Here is a 22,151-nt window from a genome sequence, read left to right as displayed (position 1 = left end):
AGAAGTCTGTGAAACAGAACTCCCTGAATGGATGGTTCAAGAGCGGCGCCCCGGGCGTCTGGATCAGCGGTGGCGCGGTGTCCATCGCGGTCATCATGACCATTGGCCTGCTGGCGGTGATTGCCGTGCGCGGTCTGGGTCACTTCTGGCCGGCGGACCTGATCCATGCCAGCTACGACGTACCGGGCCAGGCCAATCACCTGGTCATCGGCGAAGTGGTACAGAAAGAAGAAGTGCCGCGTGCACGCCTGAAAAGCGCCGGCCTGCCGGTGCCTGATCAGGGCCCGGAATTCATGACTCGCGAGCTGATCAAGGTCGGCAACCGTGACCTGAACGGCAACGACTTCACCTGGGTGGTCGGCGAGTGGCTGACCAACCAGACCACGCCGCCGGAACTGATGGCGATCGAGCGTCGCGAGTGGGGCAACTTCTACGGCTACCTGGTCAACGTCAAACAGGACGGCAAGGTGATCGCCGAAGGCGAAGCGGCCTGGCCTGAGCTGCAAGCGCGGATCGACCGCGTGAACAAGCTCGCCGCGCAGCTCAAGTCGCTGGAAAAGACTGATATCGGGGCGATCAACGCAGGCCTGGAACGCATCCGTCTGCACGGTCGCAAACTGGAGCTGGACGGCAAGCTTGATGCCACTGCGCAAGCGGACATGGACGCCGAACGTGCCGAGCTGAACGCGCGTTATCAGGACATCGAAGCGCGTCTGGCCGATCTGCATGCGCAGTTCAACCGCGACGCTTTGACCGCTCGCGATGCCAACGGCAAAGAGATCGAAATCGGCCTGGGCAAAGTCGTTCACGCCTATCAGCCGAACGCGATGAGCACCTTCACCAAGGTCGGTTTCTACTTCAGCAAGATCTGGGAATTCCTCTCGGATGACCCGCGTGAAGCGAACACCGAAGGCGGCATTTTCCCGGCGATTTTCGGCACCGTGATGATGACCCTGATCATGGCGATGATCGTGACTCCGTTCGGCGTACTGGCGGCGGTGTACCTGCGCGAATACGCCAAGCAGAACACCCTGACGCGGATCATCCGGATCGCGGTGAACAACCTCGCCGGTGTTCCGGCGATCGTCTACGGCGTGTTCGGTCTGGGCTTCTTTGTTTATGTGTTGGGTGGTTCGGTCGACCGTCTGTTCTTCCCGGAAGCTCTGCCGGCACCGACCTTCGGTACACCGGGCCTGCTCTGGGCGTCGCTGACTCTGGCGCTGCTGGCGGTGCCAGTGGTGATCGTGGCGACCGAGGAAGGTCTGGCGCGTATCCCGCGTACCGTCCGTGAGGGCTCGCTGGCCCTTGGTGCGACCAAGGCGGAAACCCTGTGGAAGATCGTTATTCCGATGGCCAGCCCGGCGATGATGACCGGCATGATCCTCGCCGTGGCCCGCGCCGCCGGTGAAGTGGCGCCGCTGATGCTGGTGGGTGTGGTGAAACTGGCGCCGTCGCTGCCAGTGGACGGCAACTACCCGTACCTGCACCTGGACCAGAAGATCATGCACCTGGGCTTCCACATCTATGACGTCGGCTTCCAGAGCCCGAACGTCGAAGCGGCACGGCCACTGGTGTACGCCACGGCGCTGCTGCTGGTGCTGGTGATCGCGATCCTCAACCTGTCGGCGGTGTGGATTCGTAACCACCTGCGCGAAAAATACAAAGCTTTGGACAGTTGATATCCCTGTGGGAGCGGGCTTGCTCGCGAAAGCGGTGGGTCAGGCGACATTGATGTTGAGTGTGCCGGCCTCTTCGCGAGCAAGCCCGCTCCCACCCTAGATTGAGTACAGCCGCACCAAGCGGCTAACCGAACCGAATTTGTTAGCACAGGGAGCCTCCCATGCAGCACGAAACACCTACCCACGGCATCAACATGTCGGCCCTGGGGCGCGACAAGCAGAGCCTGAATCTCGAGCAGGAAACCGTGGCCATCGAAGTGCCGGGCCTGAGCCTGTACTACGGCGACAAGCAAGCCCTGTTCGACGTCAGCATGAACATCCCGAAACAGCGCGTGACCGCGTTCATCGGCCCGTCCGGCTGCGGCAAGTCCACGCTGCTGCGTACCTTCAACCGCATGAACGATCTGGTTGACGGCTGCCGTGTCGAAGGCGCAATCAACCTGTACGGCAACAACATCTACCGCAAGGGCGAAGACGTCGCCGAACTGCGTCGTCGCGTCGGCATGGTGTTCCAGAAGCCCAACCCGTTCCCCAAGACCATCTACGAAAACGTGGTTTACGGTCTGCGCATCCAGGGCATCAACAAGAAGCGCATCCTCGACGAAGCGGTCGAGTGGGCGTTGAAAGGCGCGGCGCTGTGGGACGAAGTCAAAGACCGTCTGCACGACTCGGCACTCGGCCTGTCCGGCGGTCAGCAGCAGCGTCTGGTGATTGCCCGCACCATCGCCGTTGAGCCGGAAGTGTTGCTGCTCGACGAACCGTGCTCGGCCCTCGACCCGATCTCGACCCTGAAAGTCGAAGAGCTGATCTACGAGCTGAAGTCCAAGTTCACCATCGTCATCGTCACCCACAACATGCAACAAGCGGCGCGGGTGTCCGACTACACGGCGTTCATGTACATGGGCAAACTGGTGGAATTCGGCGATACCGACACCCTGTTTACCAATCCGGCGAAGAAGCAGACCGAAGACTACATCACCGGTCGTTACGGCTAGCAGATGCTGGTTGTCGCTCACTGAATTGACTGCGGCCCGCCGCACCTTACCGGACGCTCCAAGGACGCCAACATGATTAGTAAAGAAGGCCTTACCCACCACATTTCCGCGCAGTTCAACGCTGAACTGGAAGAAGTGCGCAGCCACCTGCTGGCCATGGGCGGGCTGGTCGAGAAGCAGGTCAACGACGCGGTCACCGCGCTGATCGAGGCCGACTCCGGCCTGGCCCAGCAGGTGCGCGAGATCGACGACCAGATCAATCAGATGGAACGCAACATCGACGAAGAATGCCTGCGCATTCTCGCCCGTCGTCAGCCGGCGGCGTCCGACCTGCGTCTGATCATCAGCATCTCCAAGTCGGTGATCGACCTGGAGCGCATTGGCGACGAAGCGACCAAGATCGCCCGTCGCGCCATTCAGCTGTGCGAAGAAGGCGAAGCGCCGCGTGGTTACGTCGAAGTGCGTCACATCGGCGACCAGGTGCGCAACATGGTCCGTGATGCGCTGGACGCGTTTGCCCGTTTCGACGCCGATCTGGCCCTGTCGGTGGCGCAGTACGACAAAGTCATCGACCGCGAATACAAGACCGCGCTGCGTGAACTGGCCACCTACATGATGGAAGACCCGCGCTCTATCTCGCGGGTTCTGAGCATCATCTGGGTGCTGCGTTCGCTGGAGCGGATCGGCGACCACGCGCGCAACATCTCGGAACTGGTGATCTACCTGGTGCGCGGCACCGATGTGCGTCATCTGGGCCTCAAGCGCATGAAGGAAGAAGTTGAGGGCACAAGCGGCGAAACCGCTAATGTTCCCGGCAATGCTGACGATAAGTAAGATTGCCTGAGAAAAGCGCCCGGCCCTTTGGCCGGGCGTTTTTGTTTGGGCGCTAGAATCAGGAAACCGAATTAAAAAGCAGCACCCGCGAACGAAAAGTCCCGGCGTGACTGAAGATTGTTGGCAATGTGCCATCAGCAAAGCGGTATGCTTGCCGGGATTTTTATAGGGGTGTTGGATGAGCAAGATCAGTGTGTTGGTCGTGGACGACGCTTCGTTCATTCGCGACCTGGTGAAAAAGTGCCTGCGTAACTACTTCCCGGGGATTCGTACCGAGGACGCCATCAACGGCAAAAAGGCCCAGGCGATGCTGGCCAGGGAAGCGTTCGACCTGGTGCTGTGCGACTGGGAGATGCCGGAAATGTCCGGCCTGGAACTGCTGACCTGGTGCCGCGAGCAGGACAACCTCAAGACCATGCCGTTCATCATGGTCACCAGCCGTGGCGACAAGGAAAACGTGGTGCAGGCGATTCAGGCTGGCGTTACCGGCTACGTCAGCAAGCCATTCACCAACGAACAGCTGCTGACCAAGGTCAAGCAGGTGCTGAACAAGGTTGGCAAGCTCGATACCCTGATGAACAGCGCGCCGACCAAGATGAACTCGGCATTCGGTAACGACTCCCTGAGCGCGTTGACCGGCGGCAAGCCTGCCGTGGTCGGTGCTGCGCCGGCGGCCGCTGCTGCGGTGAATCCGTTCGCCAAGCCTGCTGTTGTCGCGCCAGCGCCAGCCGCTGCGCCGTCGCGTGGTTTGCTCAACAGCCCGCCGGTGCAGGCACCGGCTGCCTCGAAAGCGCCGGTCGGCGGTCGTGGCCAGGGCCAGTTGCGCTTGCCGAGCGGCACCCAGCAATGCGTGATCAAGGCCCTGAGCATCAAGGAAGCGCTGTTGGTGGTGAAACGCACCGACACCCTGCCACAGATCCTCGACAGCGCCGTGCTCGATCTGGAGCAGGGCGACAACGCCGAAATCGCCCGTCTCAATGGCTATCTGCACGCTGTGGTCGCACACGAGCCGAAGCCGGACAGTGAATGGCTGCAACTGACTTTCCGTTTCGTCGACCAGGATGCGCAGAAGCTCGATTACATCTCCCGCCTGATCGCCCGCGGCACGGCGCAGAAGCACTTCGTTCCGGGCGCTTGATCTTCGTCGCCTGACACACCGCTTTCGCGAGCAAGCCCGCTCCCACCTTTGAAATGCATTCCAAGGTGGGAGCGGGCTTGCTCGCGAAGGGGTCATCACTGACGACGTCCATTTTCCAGACTGCCCAATTTGAAACATCTGTCGACTAGCCTGGTCTGTCTCAGCTGCTAGGCTCTTTTCCAGGCCTTACTCGACAGAACCTTTGCCCATGCTCGCGCGCCTGCTGTTTTTCTGTGGTCTTTTCATGGCCTCCACCTCGACTGTGGCCATGACCATCTACAAATCCACCGATGCCAACGGCGTGGTCTCGTACAGCGACCGGCCGAGCAAAGGCTCGCAGGTGTTCGTGTTTCAGGACCGCATGGTCGAGCACCTCGAGCGCCAGGTGTATCTCGATATCAAGAAGCAGAAGGGTACCGACGTGGTGTTCGTGCGCAACGACCTGTATGCGCCGGTCGAGGTGGCGCTGGCGTTCACCGGCATGAGCAATGTGCGTGGCGCCCCGGCGCAAACGATCCGCCGGGTGCTGCCGGCGCGCAGCAATACCCGGTTGGCACTGCTGACGGCGATTAGCGGCAGCCAGCCGCTGGTGTATACGCCGCAGTTCCAGTACTCGCTGGGCGACCCCGCTGGCGCCGCGCAGAGCTATCGCTATCCGTTGCCGTGGCGGGGCGGGCCGTTCCGTCTGAGTCAGGGCGCCAACGGCCAGTACAGCCACTACGGGCCGAAGAACAAGTACGCGATGGACATCGCCATGCCGGTGGGCACGCCGATCATTGCCGCACGGGCCGGGGTGGTGGTGAAAACCGAAAACTCGCAGAGCGGGCGCGGCAATGATGCCTCCGGCAATTTCGTCCGGGTGCTGCATGACGACGGCACCATGGGCGTGTACCTGCATCTCAAGCAAGGTTCGGTGAGCGTACGTGAGGGGCAGCGAGTGACGGTCGGCAGCCCGCTGGCGCTGTCCGGCAACACCGGCAACAGCAGCGGCCCGCACCTGCACTTTGTGGTGCAGCGCAATACGGGGCAGGGGCTGGTGTCGATTCCGTATCAGTTCAACCAGCCGCTGGGGGCGCTGCCCAACTTTGCGTTGGGCAAACAGTAAAGGCAGTGGAGCTCAACTGTGGCGAGGGAGCTTGCTCCCGCTGGGCTGCGAAGCGGCCCCAAAAACCTGAAACCGCTTTCGATCAGATACACCTAGCACACAGTTCTGCGACTGCTGCGCAGCCGAGCGGGAGCTAGCTCCCTCGCCACAAAAGCTGTCCTGCAATCGCGATCAATCCAGCATCAACACCTTCGCCAGCACAATCTTCGGCCCTTTCATTTTCTTGATGATGATCCGCAGGCCTTCGACTTCCAGCACTTCTTCCTCTTCCGGCACCCGTTTCAGGGTTTCGTAAACCAGGCCAGCCAGGGTTTCGGCTTCGATGTGGTCCAGGTCGATCCCCAACAGGCGCTCAACCTTGAACAGCGGCGTATCGCCACGCACCAGCAGCTTGCCCGGCTGATACGCGAGGATCCCGCGCTCGGCCTTGCGGTGTTCGTCTTGAATGTCGCCGACCAGCACTTCCAGCACGTCTTCCATGGTCAGGTAGCCGATGATGTTGCCGTCGGCCTCTTCAACCACGGCGAAGTGCGAGCCGCCCTTGCGGAACTGCTCCAGCAGCTGCGACAGCGGCATGTGCCGCGACACGCGCTCCAGCGGACGGGTCAGTTCAGCCAGGTTGAACGACTCCGGAATGTGGTCCAGCGCCGCCAGTTCCAGCAGCAGGTCCTTGATGTGCAGCAGGCCGACGAACTCCTGGCGCTCGCTGTCGTACACCGGATACCGGCTGAACTTGTGGCGACGGAACATCGCCAGAATTTCTTTCAGCGGCGCGTTGAATTCGAGGGTGATCAGGTCTTCGCGAGAGTTGGCCCAGTCGACCACTTCCAGTTCGCCCATCTCCACCGCCGAGGCCAGCACGCGCATGCCTTGGTCGCTCGGATCCTGACCACGGCTGGAGTGCAGGATCAGTTTCAGTTCTTCGCGGCTGTAATGGTGTTCGTGGTGCGGGCCGGGTTCGCCTTGGCCGGCGATCCGCAGAATCGCGTTGGCGCTGGCATTGAGCAGGTAGATCGCCGGGTACATCGCCCAGTAGAACAGGTACAGCGGCACCGCCGTCCACAGCGACAGCAGCTCGGGTTTGCGGATCGCCCACGACTTGGGTGCCAGCTCACCGACGACGATGTGCAGGTAGGAAATGATGAAGAACGCGGTGAAGAACGAAATGCCCTTGACCACTTCCGGCGACTGCACGCCGACCGCGCTCAGCAGCGGTTCGAGAATGTGCGCGAATGCCGGCTCACCGACCCAGCCGAGGCCGAGGGAGGCGAGGGTGATACCGAGCTGACACGCCGAGAGGTACGCATCGAGCTGACTGTGGACGGTGCGCAGGATGTGCCCGCGCCAGCCGTTCTTGTCAGCGATGGCCTCGACCCGGGTCGAGCGCAGTTTGACCATGGCAAATTCCGCCGCAACGAAAAAGCCGTTGAGCAAAACCAGGATCAGAGCGAAAAGAATCATGCCGAAATCGGCGAAAATCGTAGCGAGGGACAAGCCAGGGGAAGGGTCCATGATGGAGTTTTGCAGGTTCCGTGTGATTCGTAAGAGAGAAGAAATCGCGCCTGAAAGGCAGACGCAAGTCAGCCAATGTAGCGGCTGACATGGCGATTGCCTAGTGGCGCGTGCTGGCCGGTATCACTCGGCGGCGCTGATGGCCCGTGCCTGGGCCACCTGGGCCGGGGCGAAATGGCAGGTGAACGTGCTGCCATGACCGGGCACGCTGCTGATCTCCATCCGCGCGCGGTGGCGCAGCAACACGTGTTTGACGATCGCCAGGCCCAGCCCGGTGCCGCCGGTGTTGGAGTTGCGGCTGGAGTCGACGCGGTAGAAGCGTTCGGTCAGGCGCGGCAGGTGCTTGCTGTCGATACCGATCCCGGAATCCTGCACGCTCAGGTGCGCGCCTTGCTCGTCGCCCCACCAGCGAATGCGGATGTTGCCCTCGGCCGGGGTGTACTTCACCGCGTTGAACACCAGGTTGGAGAAGGCGCTGCGCAGTTCCGCCTCGCTGCCCTTGAGCAGGATGCGCGCATCGGCTTCGAGGGTGATTTTCTGGTTCTTCTGCCCGGACAACTGCTGGGCGTCGCTCTTGATTGACTGCAGCAGGGCGTCGATCTGCACTGGCTGGTTGTCCGACGGGTAATCGGTGGCCTCCAGTTTCGCCAACAGCAGCAGGTCGTTGAGCAGCGTCTGCATGCGTCCGCCCTGTTGCTGCATCTGCTGCAGCGCGCGGCTCCAGCGCGGGTTCACTTCCTCGACGTTGTCGAGCAGGGTTTCCAGGTAGCCGCAGATCACTGTCAGCGGTGTGCGCAGTTCGTGGGAGACGTTGGCGATGAAGTCTTTGCGCATCTGTTCCAGCTGATGGATGCGCGTGACGTCGCGTACCAGCATCAAGTGTTCGTTGTTGCCGTAGCGCGTCAGGTACAGCTGAATGCGCACGCGATCATTGGTCGGAGAAGGGATTTCCAGCGGTTCGGCGTAGCTTTCCTGCTCGAAGTATTCCTTGAAGCGCGGATGCCGTACCAGGTTGGTCACCGGTTGGCCGCTGTCCTGCGGGGTCTTGAGGCCGAGCAGGGTTTCGGCAGCGCGGTTCCACCATTCCAGGTTGCCGTCGCTGTCGAGCATGATCACCGCGTCTTTGAGCGCGGCGGTGGACTCCTGCACCCGGTCGATCACCGCTTGCAGACGCCCGCGTACCCGTTGATCGCGGCGTTGCAGGTGGTAGATGCTGTCGAACACCTCGCCCCACAGGCCATAGCCGTCGGGCGGTGCTTCATCGGGTTGGTGCAGGCGCAGCCATTCGTGCAGACGCAACAGTTGCTTGAGCGTCCAGGCCAGGTAAATGCCCAGGCCTGCTGAGAGGCTCCAGCCGTAGTAGCCGGTGATCAGGCCGATCACCAGACACGCTGTGACCAGCAACAGCATGTGGCGAATCAGGGTGCCATGCCAGTTTTGATTCACGGAAAATACGGTCCTTGTCAGCGAGTCTGGCGGTCGGATCAGGCCTTGGTGGAAAACCGATAGCCGGTGCCGCGCACGGTTTGTACCAGATTTTCGTAGGCGTCGCCGAGGGCCTTGCGCAGGCGGCGGATGTGCACGTCGACGGTGCGCTCTTCAACATAGACGTTGCCGCCCCAGACCTGATCCAGCAACTGTCCGCGCGTGTAGGCGCGTTCCTGGTGGGTCATGAAGAATTGCAGCAGACGGTATTCGGTCGGGCCCATCTCGGCCGGACGGCCGTCGATGGTCACGCGGTGGCTGATCGGGTCGAGCAGCAGGCCGCCGACTTCGATCGGCGCTTCGCCATCGGTCGGACCGGCGCGGCGCAGTACAGCCTTGAGGCGGGCGACCAGTTCGCGTGGGGAAAACGGTTTGGTGATGTAGTCGTCGGCGCCGACTTCAAGACCCTGGATCTTGTTGTCCTCTTCGCCCTTGGCGGTGAGCATGATGATCGGGATGTCCCCGGTCAGCTCGTCACGCTTGAGGCGGCGGGCCAGTTCGATGCCGGAGGTGCCGGGCAGCATCCAGTCGAGCAGGATCAGGTCCGGTTTGCGGTCAACGATGATGGCGTGTGCCTGCTGCGAGTTCTCCGCCTCGAGGCAGTCATAGCCGGCCATTTCCAACGCAACGGCGATCATTTCGCGAATGGGCGCTTCGTCGTCGACGATCAGAATGCTCCTGCCAACCATGCCTTAATCCTCTTGTCATTTAACTGTCTTGCGCCGCATTAGATAACGGAATTATTGCAGTCGTGTGACAGTATTTTAGTCGCCCGGCGGTTGGCGCGATCCTGGACTAAGCTCTAAGTCCGAATCCTGACAACCACAAAAGAAGGTTTCCATGACACAAATGACTGCTTCTTTCAAAGCTCTGCTGCTGGCTGCTGCCGTTGCTTTACCGACCATGGCGTTTGCTGCTGAGCCAGCGATGGAGAAGGACGGCATGTTTACCGATCACAAGGGCATGACCCTGTACACGTTCGCCAAAGACTCGGCGGGCAAGTCCATGTGCAACGACAAGTGCGCAGCGAACTGGCCACCGCTGATGGCTACGTCCGGCGACAAGTCCATGGGCGACTGGACCGTGATCAAGCGCGATGACGGCAAGATGCAATGGGCCTACGAGGGCAAACCGCTGTACACCTTCGTGATGGACAAGAAGGCCGGTGACATGACCGGTGAGGGCAAAATGGACGGCGCCTGGCACGTCGCCAAAGCCAAGTAAACGCAGACCCCTTGTAGGAGTGAGCCTGCTCGCGATGACGGTGTATCAGTTAACAGCAATGTGGCTGATACACCGTCATCGCGAGCAGGCTCACTCCTACAGGTTGTGTTTAGCGCAATGCATAATCCAGCACGATCCCGACAAAAATCGCCAACCCGGCCCAGTGGTTGTGCAAAAACGCCTTGAAGCAACGCAGGCGGTCGCGATCACGGGTGTACCAAAACTCCCACGCATAGCATCCAGCGGCCACCAACAGGCCGAGATGGAACCAGATGCCCAGCTCGAACTTCGACCCGGCCAGCAACAGGCAGCCCAGCGACAGCGCCTGCAACGTCAGGATGATCACCCGATCCGCATCGCCGAATAGAATCGCCGTGGATTTCACGCCGATCTTCAGGTCGTCGTCACGGTCAGTCATCGCGTAATAGGTGTCGTAACCCACCGTCCACAGCAGATTGGCGATCCACAGCAGCCAGGCGGCGGCGGGCACCGCGCCGGTCTCGGCGGTGAACGCCATTGGCATGCCCCAGGAAAACGCCGCGCCCAGCACCACTTGCGGGTAATAGGTGTAGCGCTTCATGAACGGGTAGGTGAACGCCAGTGCCAGACCGCCCAGCGACAGCCAGATCGTCGGCGCGTTGGTGCACAGCACCAGCAGGAAACTCACGCCCATCAGCAGCGCGAAGAACACCAGCGCCTCTTTCGAACTGATCTTGCCGCTGGCCAGAGGGCGTTGCGCGGTGCGTTTGACGTGGCCATCGACCTTGCGGTCGGCCCAGTCGTTGATCACACAGCCACCGGCACGGGTCAACACCACGCCGAGGACAAAAATCGCGATGTTGGCCAGCGATGGCGAACCCTTGCCGGCAATCCACAGTGCCCACAGCGTCGGCCACAGCAGCAGGTAAATGCCGATCGGCTTGTCCATGCGCGTCAACTGAATGAAATCCCAGGCGCGCGGGTTCAAGCGGTTCAGGGACTTGAGCAGGCTCTGGTACATCAGCAGTTCTCCGGATGGGCGCGGGCGGCGTTCCACAGGGTCGGCAGGAAAATCTCCGCCACCAGTACGCTCAAGGCGCCACGGTCGAAACGCGAGCGGCGGCCCCACAGCTCGGGGGCGCGGCAGGTTGGCGGCAACCAGTCCTGCGGGTAGTGACAGACCTCGATGGCGCGGCGCTGGAAGGCGTGGTCGCAAAACAGCAGTTCGCCCAGCGAGCGGCTGCCGAGTTCGTCCATGTGCAAGCCGTCGCCTTGCAGGGCGGCGCGTGAAGCCACGCTGCGGGCGAACACCCAGGCTTCGCCGTGACCGCGCAGATACACCTCGCGCACCCAGCCTTCGCTGCCTTCGGCCAGATCCAGCGCCGCGCATTCGTCGCTGCGCAGGGTGTCCCAGCCTTCGAACAATGGCATGACGCTGAAGCCGTCGTTCGACAGCCGCGTCAGGCGGCGGGTCAGCGAACCTTCGTCGAACAACCAGTCCAGGGTCAACGAATCGGGAAGGGGCGTCAGTCGGCTTTGAGTCAGCCAGAGCGGGGCCGGGCAGGCATTTGAATGTTGCACAATGAGTCATTATTGGCCGCAAATGAGGCGGCGAGCTTAACATGGCGTGCTGCGAATTTGATGGATCCGGGGCGCCGTTGCGCCGAACAGGCTTGCATCTGCCCGGCACCCTCAGTACAAAACGCCCTGAGCCGGATGGCAGCGCAACCACCATCGACCATCCGCGCCGACAAAAGCCTGAATCCTGAGGAAGTACCTGAATGAAAAAGTGGCAATGCATCGTCTGCGGCCTGATCTACAACGAAGCTGACGGTTGGCCGGATGACGGCATCGCGCCGGGCACCCTGTGGCAGGACGTGCCGGAAGACTGGCTGTGCCCGGACTGCGGCGTGGGCAAGTCGGACTTCGAAATGATCGAAATCAACTGAGAAAAACCAAGGAGTAAGGCATGAACGCACCTGTCGTAATCGTCGGCACCGGGCTTGCGGGTTACAACCTGGCCCGGGAGTTTCGCAAACTCGATGGCGAAACCCCGCTGCTGCTGATTACCGCCGATGACGGGCGCTCTTACTCCAAGCCGATGCTTTCCACCGGTTTCGGCAAGAACAAGGACGCCGATGGCCTGAGCATGGCCGAACCCGGCGCCATGGCCGAGCAATTGAAGGCCGAAGTGCGCACCCACACGCGCATCAGCGGCATCGACGCCGGCCACAAGCGCCTGTGGATCGGCGAAGAAGCGGTGTACTACCGCGACCTGATCCTTGCCTGGGGCGCAGAAACCGTGCGTGTGCCGATCGAGGGTGATGGCTCCGAGCTGGTATTCCCGATCAACGATCTCGAAGACTATGCGCGCTTTCGTGCCGCCGCTGCGGGCAAACGCCGCGTATTGCTGCTGGGGGCGGGCCTGATCGGCTGCGAATTCGCCAATGACCTGATTCTCGGTGGTTACGAGGTGCAACTGGTGGCGCCGTGCGAGCAAGTGATGCCGATGCTGCTGCACCCGGCCGCTGCGGCCGCCGTGCAGGCCGGGCTGGAAAGCCTCGGCGCGCGTTTTCACCTCGGCCCGGTGCTGACCCGCCTGCAAAAAGTCGCAGACGGGCTGGAAGCGCATCTGTCCGACGGGCAGGTGATTGCCTGCGATGTGGTGGTGTCGGCCATTGGCCTGCGCCCGCGCATCGATCTGGCCGCGGCGGCCGGGGTGCAGGTCAATCGCGGCGTTGTTGTCGACCGCTACCTGAAGACTTCCCACGCCAATATCTACGCCTTGGGCGACTGCGCCGAGGTCGATGGGCTGAATCTGTTGTACGTGATGCCCCTCATGAGCTGTGCGCGTGCGCTGGCACAAACCCTGGCGGGCAATCCGACGGCCGTGAGTTACGGCCCGATGCCGATCACGGTGAAAACTCCGGTGTGCCCGTTGGTCGTTTCGCCACCGCCACGGGGCAGCGAAGGCGTCTGGACCGTCGAAGGGCAGGGCACCGACATCAAGGCCCTGTGCCACAGTGCCGATGGTCAGTTGCTCGGCTATGCGCTGACCGGCGCGGCGGTGATGGAAAAACTTGCTCTGAACAAACAGCTTCCGGCCCTGCTGGCGTAAATACCGGTCGTTCTGTCGGAATCACCCCGCTTTTGCCCCTACAAAGGTCGCGGGGAGACTGGCGCCGCCGGTATCCGCGTGCCATTCTCACTCCCGTCTGCCGCAGAGTAGAGCCTGCGGCGCCTTGGGCGCTGTTCCAACGAGAACAGCACGGACATAACAACAAAAAACCGTCAAAGGGGCTTCACTAATGCGTAAACCAGAACTCGCCGCTGCAATCGCTGAAAAAGCGGATCTGACCAAAGAACAGGCCAACCGCGTTCTCAACGCCGTCCTCGAAGAAATCACCGGCGCTCTGCACCGCAAGGACAGCGTCACGCTGGTGGGCTTCGGCACCTTCCTGCAACGCCACCGCGGCGCCCGCACCGGCAAGAACCCGCAAACCGGTGAGCCGGTGAAGATCAAGGCCAGCAACACCGTGGCATTCAAGCCAGGCAAGTCGTTGAAAGACAGCGTCAATCCTTAAATTGCGGCGAACTCCCTGAATGACGGGGAGTACCGCAATAAAAAATGGGCACACCGATTGCGGTCGGGTGCCCATTTTTTGTGGCTGACGATTAGCCGGATCAAGCCGAGAAGAAGTACCGGGTCAGGTGAAAGAAGGTCGGTGCGGCGAAGCAAATCGAGTTCATTCGATCAAGCATGCCGCCGTGGCCCTTGATCATCGTGCCCCAGTCCTTAGCACTCAGGCTGCGTTTGATCGCGGACATGACCAGCTCTCCGAGAAAGCCCATCACTACAATCACCCGTGATATCAGCAATGATTGCCAAAAACTGAACGGCGTCATCCAGAACATGCAGCCACCGATCAGCGTCGCTCTCGAGCCGCCGCCAATCAGCCCCTCGACGGTTTTCGACGGGCTCACCAGCGGCGCCACTTTGTGTTTACCGAAGAGCTTGCCGAACACTTACTGCAGCACATCGCTCATCTGCACCACGAAAACCAGATAGAACAACAGCAGTGCGCTCTGCCCTTGGAAACCCTGCAAATCCAGCAACGAGAGCGCCGGCGCGTGACTGATGCAGTAAATGCAGATCATCACGTCCCACTGAATTTTCGCCATACGCTCCAGAAAACCCTCGATGTCCTGGCTCAGCAAGGTAGTGGCCGGCAGCAAGAGGAAGGCATGCACCGGCATCAGCAGCGTGAACATCGAATAATTAGTAGTTACCTACCGTGCAGCAGTCTTTGGATCGCAGTGCCGGGCAAGGTGCCGTCTATTCGGTCATGCGAACTCTTAAACGCAATGTCTTATCTTGGATTTGCTCCAACCCTAGCGTGCCCAAAACTTTATCGTTCGACGTCTGCCCTTTGCATTCAAGTTCCTGTTTGAAGACTTTACTTAATCGGGAGTCTGAGTACTTGCAGTCGACTGACAGCAAATTCTCATCTGGCCCAAACCTTCTCAGTTCTTCATCGGCCAAGTCATCAACGTGTATCCAGACAGCGCTTAAGCCAAGCCTCTCTGGATCCTCGGTCATGTCCATAATCCAGAGTTTTATTCCGCTCAGTAGCGAGAGGCAGCCGCCAAGACTGGGGAGTAGTTTCACGTCGAATTTAGAGGTATGTGCAGTGGGCTTTGCGGGTTGGCTAAATTTCTTGACCCCAACGTTGGGGGCGCTCGGGTAGTTCTCGGGTACAAAACAGTAATGAGATGAAATTGGCTGATAGTACGCTTCGGCGTCAACCCTGATATTCGCAGGGACATCCATATTCAGTGTCGCAGAGCTTGAAAGTGAACCGCATGCAGTTCCGAATATTATGACGCTGGCCAATATCAAGGTTCGAAACCAATGCGCTGCAGTGGCGAGGTACAGGCTAGGCGTTAACAAGAGCATCAGTACTTCCTTATTGACTAAATTGATTTAGACGAACGAATCAATCTCCAGCTGAGATGGCGCTCCAACGGCATGTCCCCCGTCATTGCCGCGATCGCTGCATCGTGGCCCTGGGCGCCGGGAGGAATCATCGCCAGTTGCTCCTGAACGAGGTTTTCCGGGTGTGCATCCCGGCGCAGCAGGTTCTCCTGCACCCACTCGGGCTGTTCGGCATGGCTGCCGTAAACATAAGCCTCGGTGACTCGCTGGTTGCGCAAAGCGCAAAGCAAAACCGGCGACCGGATTAGGAGTTAGTACCACTCCGTTTGCGGTATGCATCGGCTTGGGTCTGGCGCAGGAGTTCATCCAGGCGGCGGGTAAGCTCGGCACGGGGTCGTCCTGGTTGACGATGCGGTGGTGGACCAGTGGCTGGACGCTGTTGATGAAAGTCGAATCGCTGGCGCGCGGTGCGCCGTAGGTGTAGAGCAAGATATCCGGTGAGTACTGAGGGTCGCGGCGCAGCATCTCGGACAAGATCAGTACTATTGCCCCGGCCCAGGCTGTGTCCGGTAATCAGCAGTTTTTGCCCGCTATAGAGTCTCTCGACCGTCAGATTCTGGAAAACCCGCTGATCATGACTGAACTGCAAATAATGCAACGCAGGCATCAGCGTCAGCTCATAGTGGGTCAGGCGTTTCCGCTTTCACCCACCCGCACATCTTCAATGCGCCCGTGAATACCTTCGTTGTCGAACCCGAATTGCAGAAATGCCGGCTGACTGAGCAGGCTTTCCAGATCGATATCTGCACGTTCGCTGGCTAGCTCGACCCGGATCGCGTATAGGCAGCTGATGGCTTCTGCACCATCAAATGCGAGCACCTTGGAGTCGTGGCGAAAGCCGGGATTCTGCAGGGTAAAAGGCGCGCAACTGCCCGTGCTGAACATACGCTTGTCCTTAAGCAGGTGAGTCGATGCGCGGTGTTCGAGCGTCCCTGATCGCCACGCGAAAAGAATTTGCCCAAGCAAGCTAGCAATGCGAGAAATAAATTGATGTAAGAAATATCCCTGACATTTGTCAGAGTATTCCGAAGTGAAAGTGTTGTGCGGATTGAAGGAAATGACTGTAGGAAGTCACTTCGATAATTATTGAGTTGGCACTGAAGTACAGCATTCACGAGATGAATAAAGTTTCAGAAAAATGAATTGCCATCAAATTGATGGCACTTTTTTTGTTGAGCGTTGTCGCCGCTGAATTGTTTGTAATTCCAGCGGGTTTTCGGAAAAATCCTACTTCTATTTTTTTCGAGAGTTGTCATGCTGGCCCCCGTGTAATAGGACGGATGTTCGACGCGATTCGCGCAGGCTGGATCGGGCCGCTCTGGATCAAGGGTTCTGAGGGCGCAGGGCAAATGTTCACAATATAATTCGCCATCAGGGATTCCCCTGCCACATATAGGGCGATCTCCTACACGGCCCAATGAACACTTCGTCTTGTTGTTTAACCAGATGCTTGCTAGTGGCCATCATAGTGATTACGATGCGCCCACTTGAAAGAGCACATCTCAATTGGATGAGTCGCTTCACCGCTCTTCGATACTGTCCCGCGCCGTGGCAACTCCAATAGGCGCATGACTGTAATCCTAATTAAAGGCCATGGATGTCCTACTCAAGCAAACTTTCCGCCCATTACCTCGAACTCGCAAAAGTCTCTGTTTCCAAAGAGAATTTCGCGGGCGAAGACGTTCGTTTTTCGAGCGAATTCGAGGCGCTGGAAAGCGAGCTGGCCAAGGCTTCGTCGATGCACGAAAGCGGGCAGATCGACTGGCTGAAAATCCGTGAAAACAGCGAAAATCTGCTGCGCACCCAATCCAAGGATTTGCGCGTCGGCGCCTGGCTGACCTGGTCGTTGTACCAGCGTGAATCCTTCCCCGGGCTGCTGGCCGGCCTCGGTCTGCTGCACCATCTGTCGGAAAATCACTGGGCCGACGTTCACCCGCTCAAACCACGCACCCGTGCCGCCGCCATCGGCTGGCTGGTGCCGCGTCTGGAGCAGGTGCTCACCGAAAACATCGCGATCAAGGAACAGCTGCCGATGTTCCGGCAGTTGTCCGAGCATCTGGCCGGCCTCGATGCCGCGTGCACCGAGCACTTGGGCGACGACGCGCCGCTGTTGCTGCCGCTCTCGCGTCGCTTGAAAACCATGATCCAGCGCGCCGCCGACAACCAGCCGGCCCCCGGTGTGGTGGGCGCAGCGGTGGCGCAGGTCAAGCAGGCCGCGAGCCAGTTGCTGACCCCCGGCGCACCGATCGACAACGAAAAAGACGCTTACAAGGCCCTGCGCGCCCAGCAGGAAAGCGCGCGTCCGTTGTGTGCCTGGTGGCTCAAGCAGAAGGCCACCGACCTGCGCGCCCTGCGTCTGAACCGCACTTTGCTCTGGCTGCCGATCGACGCGGTGCCTGAGCGTAATGCCGAGCAGATCACCGTGCTGCGCGGTCTGCCTGTCGACAAGCTCAAGCAGTATCAGGATCGCTTCGATCAGGGCAAATACGCCGACCTGCTGGTGGAACTGGAGGCGAGCCTGGCGAAGGCGCCGTTCTGGTTCGATGGTCAGAGGATGGTCTGGGAATGTCTCCAGAACCTCAACGCCGAGATGGCAATGCGCGAAGTGGAAATCCACTTCGCGCTTTTGGTTCAGCGCCTGCCCGGCATCATCGAATGTCGTTTCCATGACGGCGCGCCGTTTGCCGATCCGTCCACCCGGGCGTGGATCGCCGGCAATGTCATGCCGCACCTGCAAAGCGCCAGTGCGCCGCGCAAGGTCGAAACCGACGACGTTGAAACCCAGCCGGCCTGGGAAAAGGCCCTGCAGGAAGTGCTGCCGCTGCTGCGCAAGGAAGGCCTGAAGCCTGCCGTACAGATTCTCAAGCAGGGGCTGCAGTCGGCCCACGGTGGCCGCGAGCGGTTTTTCTGGCAGTTCGCCCTCGCCCGGCTGTGCTTCATGGCCAAGAAGTACGAACTGGCCAAGAACCAGCTCGAAACCCTCGATCAGACATTACAGGACTCAGGCCTGCACGCCTGGGAGCCCGATCTTGCATTGGAAGTGCTGCACCTGCTGCACAGTTGCTGCGAGTTGTTACCGCAGAACCATGCAGTGCGTGAACGCAAGGAAGAGATTTATCGCAGGCTGTGCCACCTCGATCTCGAAGTGGTACTCGAATAGGCCCCAGGGCCACAACCGCAAGGAGAAAAGCCATGGCCAAAGAAGGCTCGGTAGCCCCCAAGGAACGCATCAACGTCACCTTCAAACCCGCCACCGGCGGTGCTCAGGAAGAGATTGAACTGCCGCTGAAGCTGCTGGCAATCGGTGACTACACCCACCGCAAGGACGATCGCAAAATCGAAGATCGCAAGCCGATCAGCATCGACAAGATGACCTTCGACGAAGTGTTGGCCAAGCAAGAACTGGGTCTGACGCTGAGCGTGCCGAACCGTCTGCAGGAAGATGGCGAGGCCGACGAGCTGGCTGTGCAATTGCGCGTCAATTCGATGAAGGACTTCAACCCGGCCAGCCTGGTCGAGCAAGTGCCTGAGCTGAAAAAACTGATGGAACTGCGCGATGCGCTGGTGGCCCTCAAAGGCCCGCTGGGTAACGCACCTGCGTTCCGTAAAGCGATCGAAGGCGTGCTCGCCGACGACGAATCCCGCGGTCGCGTACTCGGTGAGCTGGGCCTGAACGCCGCAGCCCCGGACGCCTGAGACTCCAGCCAAGGAAGCCAACACAATGAGCACTAGCGCAGCACAAGAGAAGAGCGCCGAAAGCGGTGAGTACAGCATTCTCGACAGCATCATCGCCGAAACCCGTCTGACTCCGGACGACGAAGCCTACGACATCGCCAAGCGTGGCGTGTCGGCGTTCATCGAAGAACTGCTCAAGCCGCAGAACAACGGTGAGCCGGTCAAGAAGGCCATGGTTGACCGCATGATCGCCGAGATCGATGCCAAGCTCAGCCGTCAGATGGACGAGATCCTGCACCACCCGGACTTCCAGGCTCTGGAATCGTCGTGGCGTGGCCTGCAGTTGCTGGTCGATCGCACCAACTTCCGCGAAAACATCAAGATCGAAATCCTCAACGTCTCCAAAGAAGACCTGCTGGACGATTTCGAAGACTCGCCGGAAGTCATGCAGTCGGGCCTGTACAAGCACATCTACACCGCTGAATACGGCCAGTTCGGTGGTCAGCCGGTGGGCGCGATCATCGCCAACTACTTCATGTCCCCAAGCTCGCCGGACGTGAAACTGATGCAGTACGTGGCCAGCGTTTCGTGCATGTCCCACGCGCCGTTCATCGCGGCGGCCGGCCCGAAATTCTTCGGTCTGGAAAGCTTCACCGGCCTGCCGGATCTGAAAGATCTGAAAGACCACTTCGAAGGCCCGCAATTCGCCAAATGGCAGAGCTTCCGTACTTCGGAAGACTCCCGTTACGTCGGTCTGACCGTGCCGCGTTTCCTGCTGCGTAACCCGTACGATCCGGAAGAAAACCCGGTGAAATCGTTCGTGTACAAGGAAACCGTCGCCAACAGCCACGAGCACTACCTGTGGGGCAACACCGCGTTCGCGTTCGGCACCAAGCTGACCGACAGCTTCGCCAAATTCCGCTGGTGCCCGAACATCATCGGCCCACAGAGCGGTGGCGCAGTTGAAGACCTGCCGTTGCACCACTTCGAAAGCATGGGCGAAATCGAAACCAAGATCCCTACCGAGGTTCTGGTCTCCGACCGTCGTGAATACGAACTGGCCGAGGAAGGCTTCATCTCCCTGACCATGCGCAAAGGCTCCGACAACGCGGCGTTCTTCTCCGCCAGCTCGGTGCAGAAGCCGAAGTTCTTCGGCATCAGCGCAGAAGGCAAGGCGGCAGAGCTGAACTACAAGCTCGGCACCCAACTGCCGTACATGATGATCGTCAACCGCCTGGCTCACTACTTGAAAGTGCTGCAGCGCGAGCAACTCGGTTCGTGGAAAGAACGCACCGACCTCGAGCTGGAACTGAACAAGTGGATCCGCCAGTACGTGGCCGACCAGGAAAACCCGAGCGCCGAAGTCCGTGGCCGTCGCCCGCTGCGTGCTGCGCAAGTGATCGTCAGCGACGTTGAAGGCGAGCCGGGCTGGTACCGCGTCAGCTTGAACGTGCGTCCGCACTTCAAGTACATGGGTGCCGATTTCACCCTGTCGCTGGTTGGCAAGCTGGACAAAGAGTAAGAGCAGCTCATGGACGGATACGGCAGCCTTTTCGAACGCCTCAACGGCGATGCGGAACTACGCAAGGGCAGGAGCCTCGAGGCTTCTGCCATGGCGTCGGTGGCTGCCCATCTGGCCAAAATGCTCAGCACCCGGGCGGGCAGCGTGCAAACGCTGTCCGACTACGGGTTGCCCGATCTCAATGACATGCGCCTGAGCCTGCACGACTCCCTGAGTCAGGCCCGCCTGGCCATCGAAAGCTTCATCGAAGCCTACGAACCGCGCCTGAGCAACGTGCGTGTCATTTCCCTGCCGCGTGACCACGACCAGCTGCGGCTGGCCTTCAGCATCGAAGGCCTGCTGGAAGTCGAGGGTTTCAAGCGTCAGGTCAGTTTTTCCGCGCGCCTGGATGGCAGCGGTCAAGTGAAGGTCACCTAAGGAGATTCCCGATGTCTGGCAAACCCGCAGCACGCGTATCCGACCCCACCGCTTGCCCACTTCCAGGCCACGGTACCAACCCGATCGCCGCCGGTTCCGGCGACGTGTTCTTCGACGGCCTCGCGGCCGCCCGCCAAGGCGATGCCTCGGCGTGTGGTGGTGCGTTGGTTGGCGATCTGGCGACCACCGTTTTGATCAATGGCAAACCAGCTGCGACCGTAGGTTCGGTTGGTTCTCACGGCAATAAAGTCACGGCAGGTTCCGGGACGGTGATTATCGGGAATTCGCATTCGCCGGCGCCGTTTGTGCCACCAATTCCGTTGAACATATTTGGCTTTGATGTACGTGTTCAGTTAATGGACCCAGTATCGGGAGCCCCACTTAAAAATATTGCATACACCGCTACGCTTGAGGATGGTTCGGAAATTCGAGGCGTAACAGACGATACCGGACTATCCAAGTCGCTGGGCTCAAAAGCTCAAGTCCAAAATATACAAATTTCGGCTATACCAAATTGGTTGGTTAGGGGAGAGTGAAATGCCTCAAGCCGTAAAAGTCGCAACTGTAGCGACCACTCCTGCTAAGGATAAGACCCCAGTACAAATTTACTTGGTAAGTGATCATGATTTTGTGATTCCTGTTGTGTTTCCGGACTACAAAATTCATGTGGAGGCTTTGGGTATTAGTCATAAGTTCTCTGACCTAGGTCACGCAGGTGTACTAATTGTCAACGGTAAAACGGGGCTGACGAAGTACGGAGAGTACGGGCGTTATGAAGGAGCAGGTCCACCGGGAATTGTGAGGTTACGCCCCGTTCCTAATGTGACGATCAAAGGCGGAGCGATTACTGAGTCATCACTCAAAAAAACGTTGAGAAGTATGTCTTTAGCTTATGGTCAGTCGAGCAATGTGTCTGGGGTTGTGCTCAGGGGGGCCGCTTTTTCTCAGGCCGAAGCGTGGCTTAAAAATAAAGAAAAAGACAACGACAACATGAATAGAGAACCGTACAGCATAAGAAGCCACAACTGCATGACGTTTGTGGCTGATTTAGTTGATAGTCTGGATCTCGGTGCGCCTAAAAGATCCTATTTTGCAGTGATACCAAAAGATTATATGGAGGATTTCCAAGAAACAAAGCCAGATCTGGATTACACATTCAGCAGCGATACGTTGGAGATAAAAGATTGATCTGGTTGAAGCGTTTTCTGATGGCCGTTGGTGCACTGTCTCTGTTGATAGCATTCGGGGTAATGTTTTTTATGGATTTTTCAGAAGATAAGCCGCATGTACTCAGCGAATATCCAAATGCTCATTGGAGAGGTGGTGCTGATGGAGGTCAATACATTGAAGTGACTAAGTCAGAACCTCCATATTATTTCGTTCAAGTCAGGCATGAAAGTGGTGAGTTGTGGGATGAAGGATGGCTCAAGTTTGGAGACGAGAATAGCGAGCCACTCACATCTAACAGTGTAATTGCCTTTTCAGGAGAAGGTGTTATTTATCTTCAGCAACGCAAAGTCCTAAGTTCTGAAAAAGCTAAAGCGAAATAGCTATGAGCAAATATTGAAAGGCATTCTTGGGTATACGTTG

The 22,151-nt window shown here is 59.2% G+C and carries 23 protein-coding genes and 3 pseudogenes; 16 read left to right on the top strand and 10 right to left on the bottom strand.

The window, feature by feature from the left end:
- The first annotated feature begins 8 nt into the window (after nucleotides 1-8).
- The 5 genes from pstA to ACVHNU_RS24585 all read left to right on the top strand — a co-directional run bounded on the left by pstA (nucleotide 9) and on the right by ACVHNU_RS24585 (nucleotide 5,751).
- The gene (gene pstA, locus ACVHNU_RS24605; protein WP_003229620.1) at nucleotides 9-1,679 is read left to right on the top strand and encodes a phosphate ABC transporter permease PstA; all 1,671 of its coding nucleotides are present in this window, start codon (nucleotides 9-11) and stop codon (nucleotides 1,677-1,679) included.
- A gap of 161 nt (nucleotides 1,680-1,840) precedes the next feature.
- The gene (pstB, locus tag ACVHNU_RS24600; protein ID WP_103484627.1) at nucleotides 1,841-2,674 is read left to right on the top strand and encodes a phosphate ABC transporter ATP-binding protein PstB; all 834 of its coding nucleotides are present in this window, start codon (nucleotides 1,841-1,843) and stop codon (nucleotides 2,672-2,674) included.
- A gap of 72 nt (nucleotides 2,675-2,746) precedes the next feature.
- Nucleotides 2,747-3,508 (top strand): phosphate signaling complex protein PhoU, encoded by a 762-nt coding sequence (gene phoU / locus ACVHNU_RS24595; protein WP_003229617.1) that lies wholly within the window; start codon nucleotides 2,747-2,749, stop codon nucleotides 3,506-3,508.
- A gap of 178 nt (nucleotides 3,509-3,686) precedes the next feature.
- The gene (locus tag ACVHNU_RS24590) at nucleotides 3,687-4,646 is read left to right on the top strand and encodes a response regulator (RefSeq protein WP_473018457.1); all 960 of its coding nucleotides are present in this window, start codon (nucleotides 3,687-3,689) and stop codon (nucleotides 4,644-4,646) included.
- 208 nt (nucleotides 4,647-4,854) lie between these two features.
- Nucleotides 4,855-5,751 carry a peptidoglycan DD-metalloendopeptidase family protein gene (locus ACVHNU_RS24585; protein ID WP_103521157.1) on the top strand — a complete coding sequence of 299 codons (897 nt, stop codon included), beginning with the start codon at nucleotides 4,855-4,857 and terminating at the stop codon, nucleotides 5,749-5,751.
- Between the two features lie 171 nt (nucleotides 5,752-5,922).
- On the opposite strand, the gene ACVHNU_RS24580 is transcribed toward ACVHNU_RS24585, so the two are convergent.
- From ACVHNU_RS24580 to phoB, 3 genes are all read right to left on the bottom strand, one after another.
- Nucleotides 5,923-7,263, bottom strand: a complete 1,341-nt coding sequence (locus ACVHNU_RS24580) for a hemolysin family protein (RefSeq protein ID WP_003229612.1) — start codon at nucleotides 7,261-7,263, stop codon at nucleotides 5,923-5,925.
- 123 nt (nucleotides 7,264-7,386) lie between these two features.
- A complete protein-coding gene (gene phoR, locus ACVHNU_RS24575; protein ID WP_400509819.1) occupies nucleotides 7,387-8,673 on the bottom strand; it encodes a phosphate regulon sensor histidine kinase PhoR in 1,287 nt (428 codons plus the stop codon).
- 74 nt (nucleotides 8,674-8,747) lie between these two features.
- On the bottom strand, nucleotides 8,748-9,437 hold the full coding sequence (phoB, locus tag ACVHNU_RS24570) for a phosphate regulon transcriptional regulator PhoB (protein ID WP_003229608.1): 690 nt from the start codon (nucleotides 9,435-9,437) through the stop codon (nucleotides 8,748-8,750).
- Between the two features lie 151 nt (nucleotides 9,438-9,588).
- On the opposite strand from phoB, the gene ACVHNU_RS24565 reads away from it, so the two are divergent.
- A complete protein-coding gene (locus ACVHNU_RS24565; RefSeq protein ID WP_201136221.1) occupies nucleotides 9,589-9,972 on the top strand; it encodes a COG4315 family predicted lipoprotein in 384 nt (127 codons plus the stop codon).
- A gap of 109 nt (nucleotides 9,973-10,081) precedes the next feature.
- Here the strand turns inward: ACVHNU_RS24565 and ubiA are convergent, their stop codons facing one another.
- Nucleotides 10,082-10,972: a 4-hydroxybenzoate octaprenyltransferase gene (ubiA, locus tag ACVHNU_RS24560; protein ID WP_473018456.1), complete on the bottom strand. Its 891-nt coding sequence runs from the start codon at nucleotides 10,970-10,972 to the stop codon at nucleotides 10,082-10,084.
- On the bottom strand, nucleotides 10,972-11,532 hold the full coding sequence (locus ACVHNU_RS24555) for a chorismate--pyruvate lyase family protein (protein ID WP_473018455.1): 561 nt from the start codon (nucleotides 11,530-11,532) through the stop codon (nucleotides 10,972-10,974). Before ACVHNU_RS24555 ends, ubiA begins: the two co-directional genes overlap by 1 nt.
- A 200-nt stretch (nucleotides 11,533-11,732) precedes the next feature.
- Here ACVHNU_RS24555 and ACVHNU_RS24550 point away from each other — a divergent pair, with 200 nt between their 5' ends.
- The 3 genes from ACVHNU_RS24550 to ACVHNU_RS24540 all read left to right on the top strand — a co-directional run bounded on the left by ACVHNU_RS24550 (nucleotide 11,733) and on the right by ACVHNU_RS24540 (nucleotide 13,535).
- The gene (locus ACVHNU_RS24550; RefSeq protein WP_003229600.1) at nucleotides 11,733-11,900 is read left to right on the top strand and encodes a rubredoxin; all 168 of its coding nucleotides are present in this window, start codon (nucleotides 11,733-11,735) and stop codon (nucleotides 11,898-11,900) included.
- A 20-nt stretch (nucleotides 11,901-11,920) separates the two neighbouring features.
- Complete coding sequence (locus ACVHNU_RS24545; RefSeq protein WP_338800359.1) at nucleotides 11,921-13,069, top strand: NAD(P)/FAD-dependent oxidoreductase; 1,149 nt, start codon at nucleotides 11,921-11,923, stop codon at nucleotides 13,067-13,069.
- Nucleotides 13,070-13,259: 190 nt separating this feature from the next.
- Complete coding sequence (locus ACVHNU_RS24540; protein ID WP_003213368.1) at nucleotides 13,260-13,535, top strand: HU family DNA-binding protein; 276 nt, start codon at nucleotides 13,260-13,262, stop codon at nucleotides 13,533-13,535.
- A gap of 100 nt (nucleotides 13,536-13,635) precedes the next feature.
- Here ACVHNU_RS24540 and ACVHNU_RS24535 read toward each other — a convergent pair.
- From ACVHNU_RS24535 to ACVHNU_RS24515, 5 genes and pseudogenes are all read right to left on the bottom strand, one after another.
- Nucleotides 13,636-14,229, bottom strand: a pseudogene (locus ACVHNU_RS24535) (phosphatidate cytidylyltransferase); the annotation flags it as partial.
- A 58-nt stretch (nucleotides 14,230-14,287) separates the two neighbouring features.
- Entirely contained in the window at nucleotides 14,288-14,908 is a 621-nt protein-coding gene (locus tag ACVHNU_RS24530) for a hypothetical protein (RefSeq protein ID WP_473018454.1), read from the bottom strand.
- 17 nt (nucleotides 14,909-14,925) lie between these two features.
- A complete protein-coding gene (locus ACVHNU_RS24525; RefSeq protein ID WP_473020108.1) occupies nucleotides 14,926-15,165 on the bottom strand; it encodes a hypothetical protein in 240 nt (79 codons plus the stop codon).
- Nucleotides 15,166-15,319: 154 nt separating this feature from the next.
- A pseudogene (locus ACVHNU_RS24520) lies at nucleotides 15,320-15,412 on the bottom strand (hypothetical protein); the annotation flags it as partial.
- A 31-nt stretch (nucleotides 15,413-15,443) separates the two neighbouring features.
- Nucleotides 15,444-15,832, bottom strand: a pseudogene (locus ACVHNU_RS24515) (contractile injection system protein, VgrG/Pvc8 family); the annotation flags it as partial.
- 712 nt (nucleotides 15,833-16,544) lie between these two features.
- Between ACVHNU_RS24515 and tssA the strand changes: the two are divergent.
- From tssA to ACVHNU_RS24480, 7 genes are read left to right on the top strand one after another with little or no spacing between them, the layout of a single operon-like run.
- Entirely contained in the window at nucleotides 16,545-18,107 is a 1,563-nt protein-coding gene (gene tssA, locus ACVHNU_RS24510; RefSeq protein ID WP_003229588.1) for a type VI secretion system protein TssA, read from the top strand.
- Nucleotides 18,108-18,139: 32 nt separating this feature from the next.
- Complete coding sequence (gene tssB, locus ACVHNU_RS24505) at nucleotides 18,140-18,643, top strand: type VI secretion system contractile sheath small subunit (protein WP_003229587.1); 504 nt, start codon at nucleotides 18,140-18,142, stop codon at nucleotides 18,641-18,643.
- 25 nt (nucleotides 18,644-18,668) lie between these two features.
- On the top strand, nucleotides 18,669-20,144 hold the full coding sequence (tssC, locus tag ACVHNU_RS24500; RefSeq protein WP_003229584.1) for a type VI secretion system contractile sheath large subunit: 1,476 nt from the start codon (nucleotides 18,669-18,671) through the stop codon (nucleotides 20,142-20,144).
- Nucleotides 20,145-20,153: 9 nt separating this feature from the next.
- Nucleotides 20,154-20,561 carry a type VI secretion system baseplate subunit TssE gene (gene tssE / locus ACVHNU_RS24495; RefSeq protein WP_003229582.1) on the top strand — a complete coding sequence of 136 codons (408 nt, stop codon included), beginning with the start codon at nucleotides 20,154-20,156 and terminating at the stop codon, nucleotides 20,559-20,561.
- A gap of 11 nt (nucleotides 20,562-20,572) precedes the next feature.
- On the top strand, nucleotides 20,573-21,097 hold the full coding sequence (locus ACVHNU_RS24490) for a PAAR domain-containing protein (protein WP_098966311.1): 525 nt from the start codon (nucleotides 20,573-20,575) through the stop codon (nucleotides 21,095-21,097).
- 1 nt (nucleotide 21,098) lies between these two features.
- Nucleotides 21,099-21,749, top strand: coding sequence for a hypothetical protein (locus ACVHNU_RS24485; RefSeq protein WP_098966309.1), 651 nt, complete (start codon nucleotides 21,099-21,101; stop codon nucleotides 21,747-21,749).
- Between the two features lie 5 nt (nucleotides 21,750-21,754).
- Nucleotides 21,755-22,111, top strand: coding sequence for a hypothetical protein (locus ACVHNU_RS24480; RefSeq protein WP_225136803.1), 357 nt, complete (start codon nucleotides 21,755-21,757; stop codon nucleotides 22,109-22,111).
- Nucleotides 22,112-22,151 lie beyond the last annotated feature (40 nt).

This window comes from Pseudomonas sp. Ors-4-3C (assembly GCF_055755035.1).
This window is presented reverse-complemented; position numbering and strand designations above follow the sequence as displayed.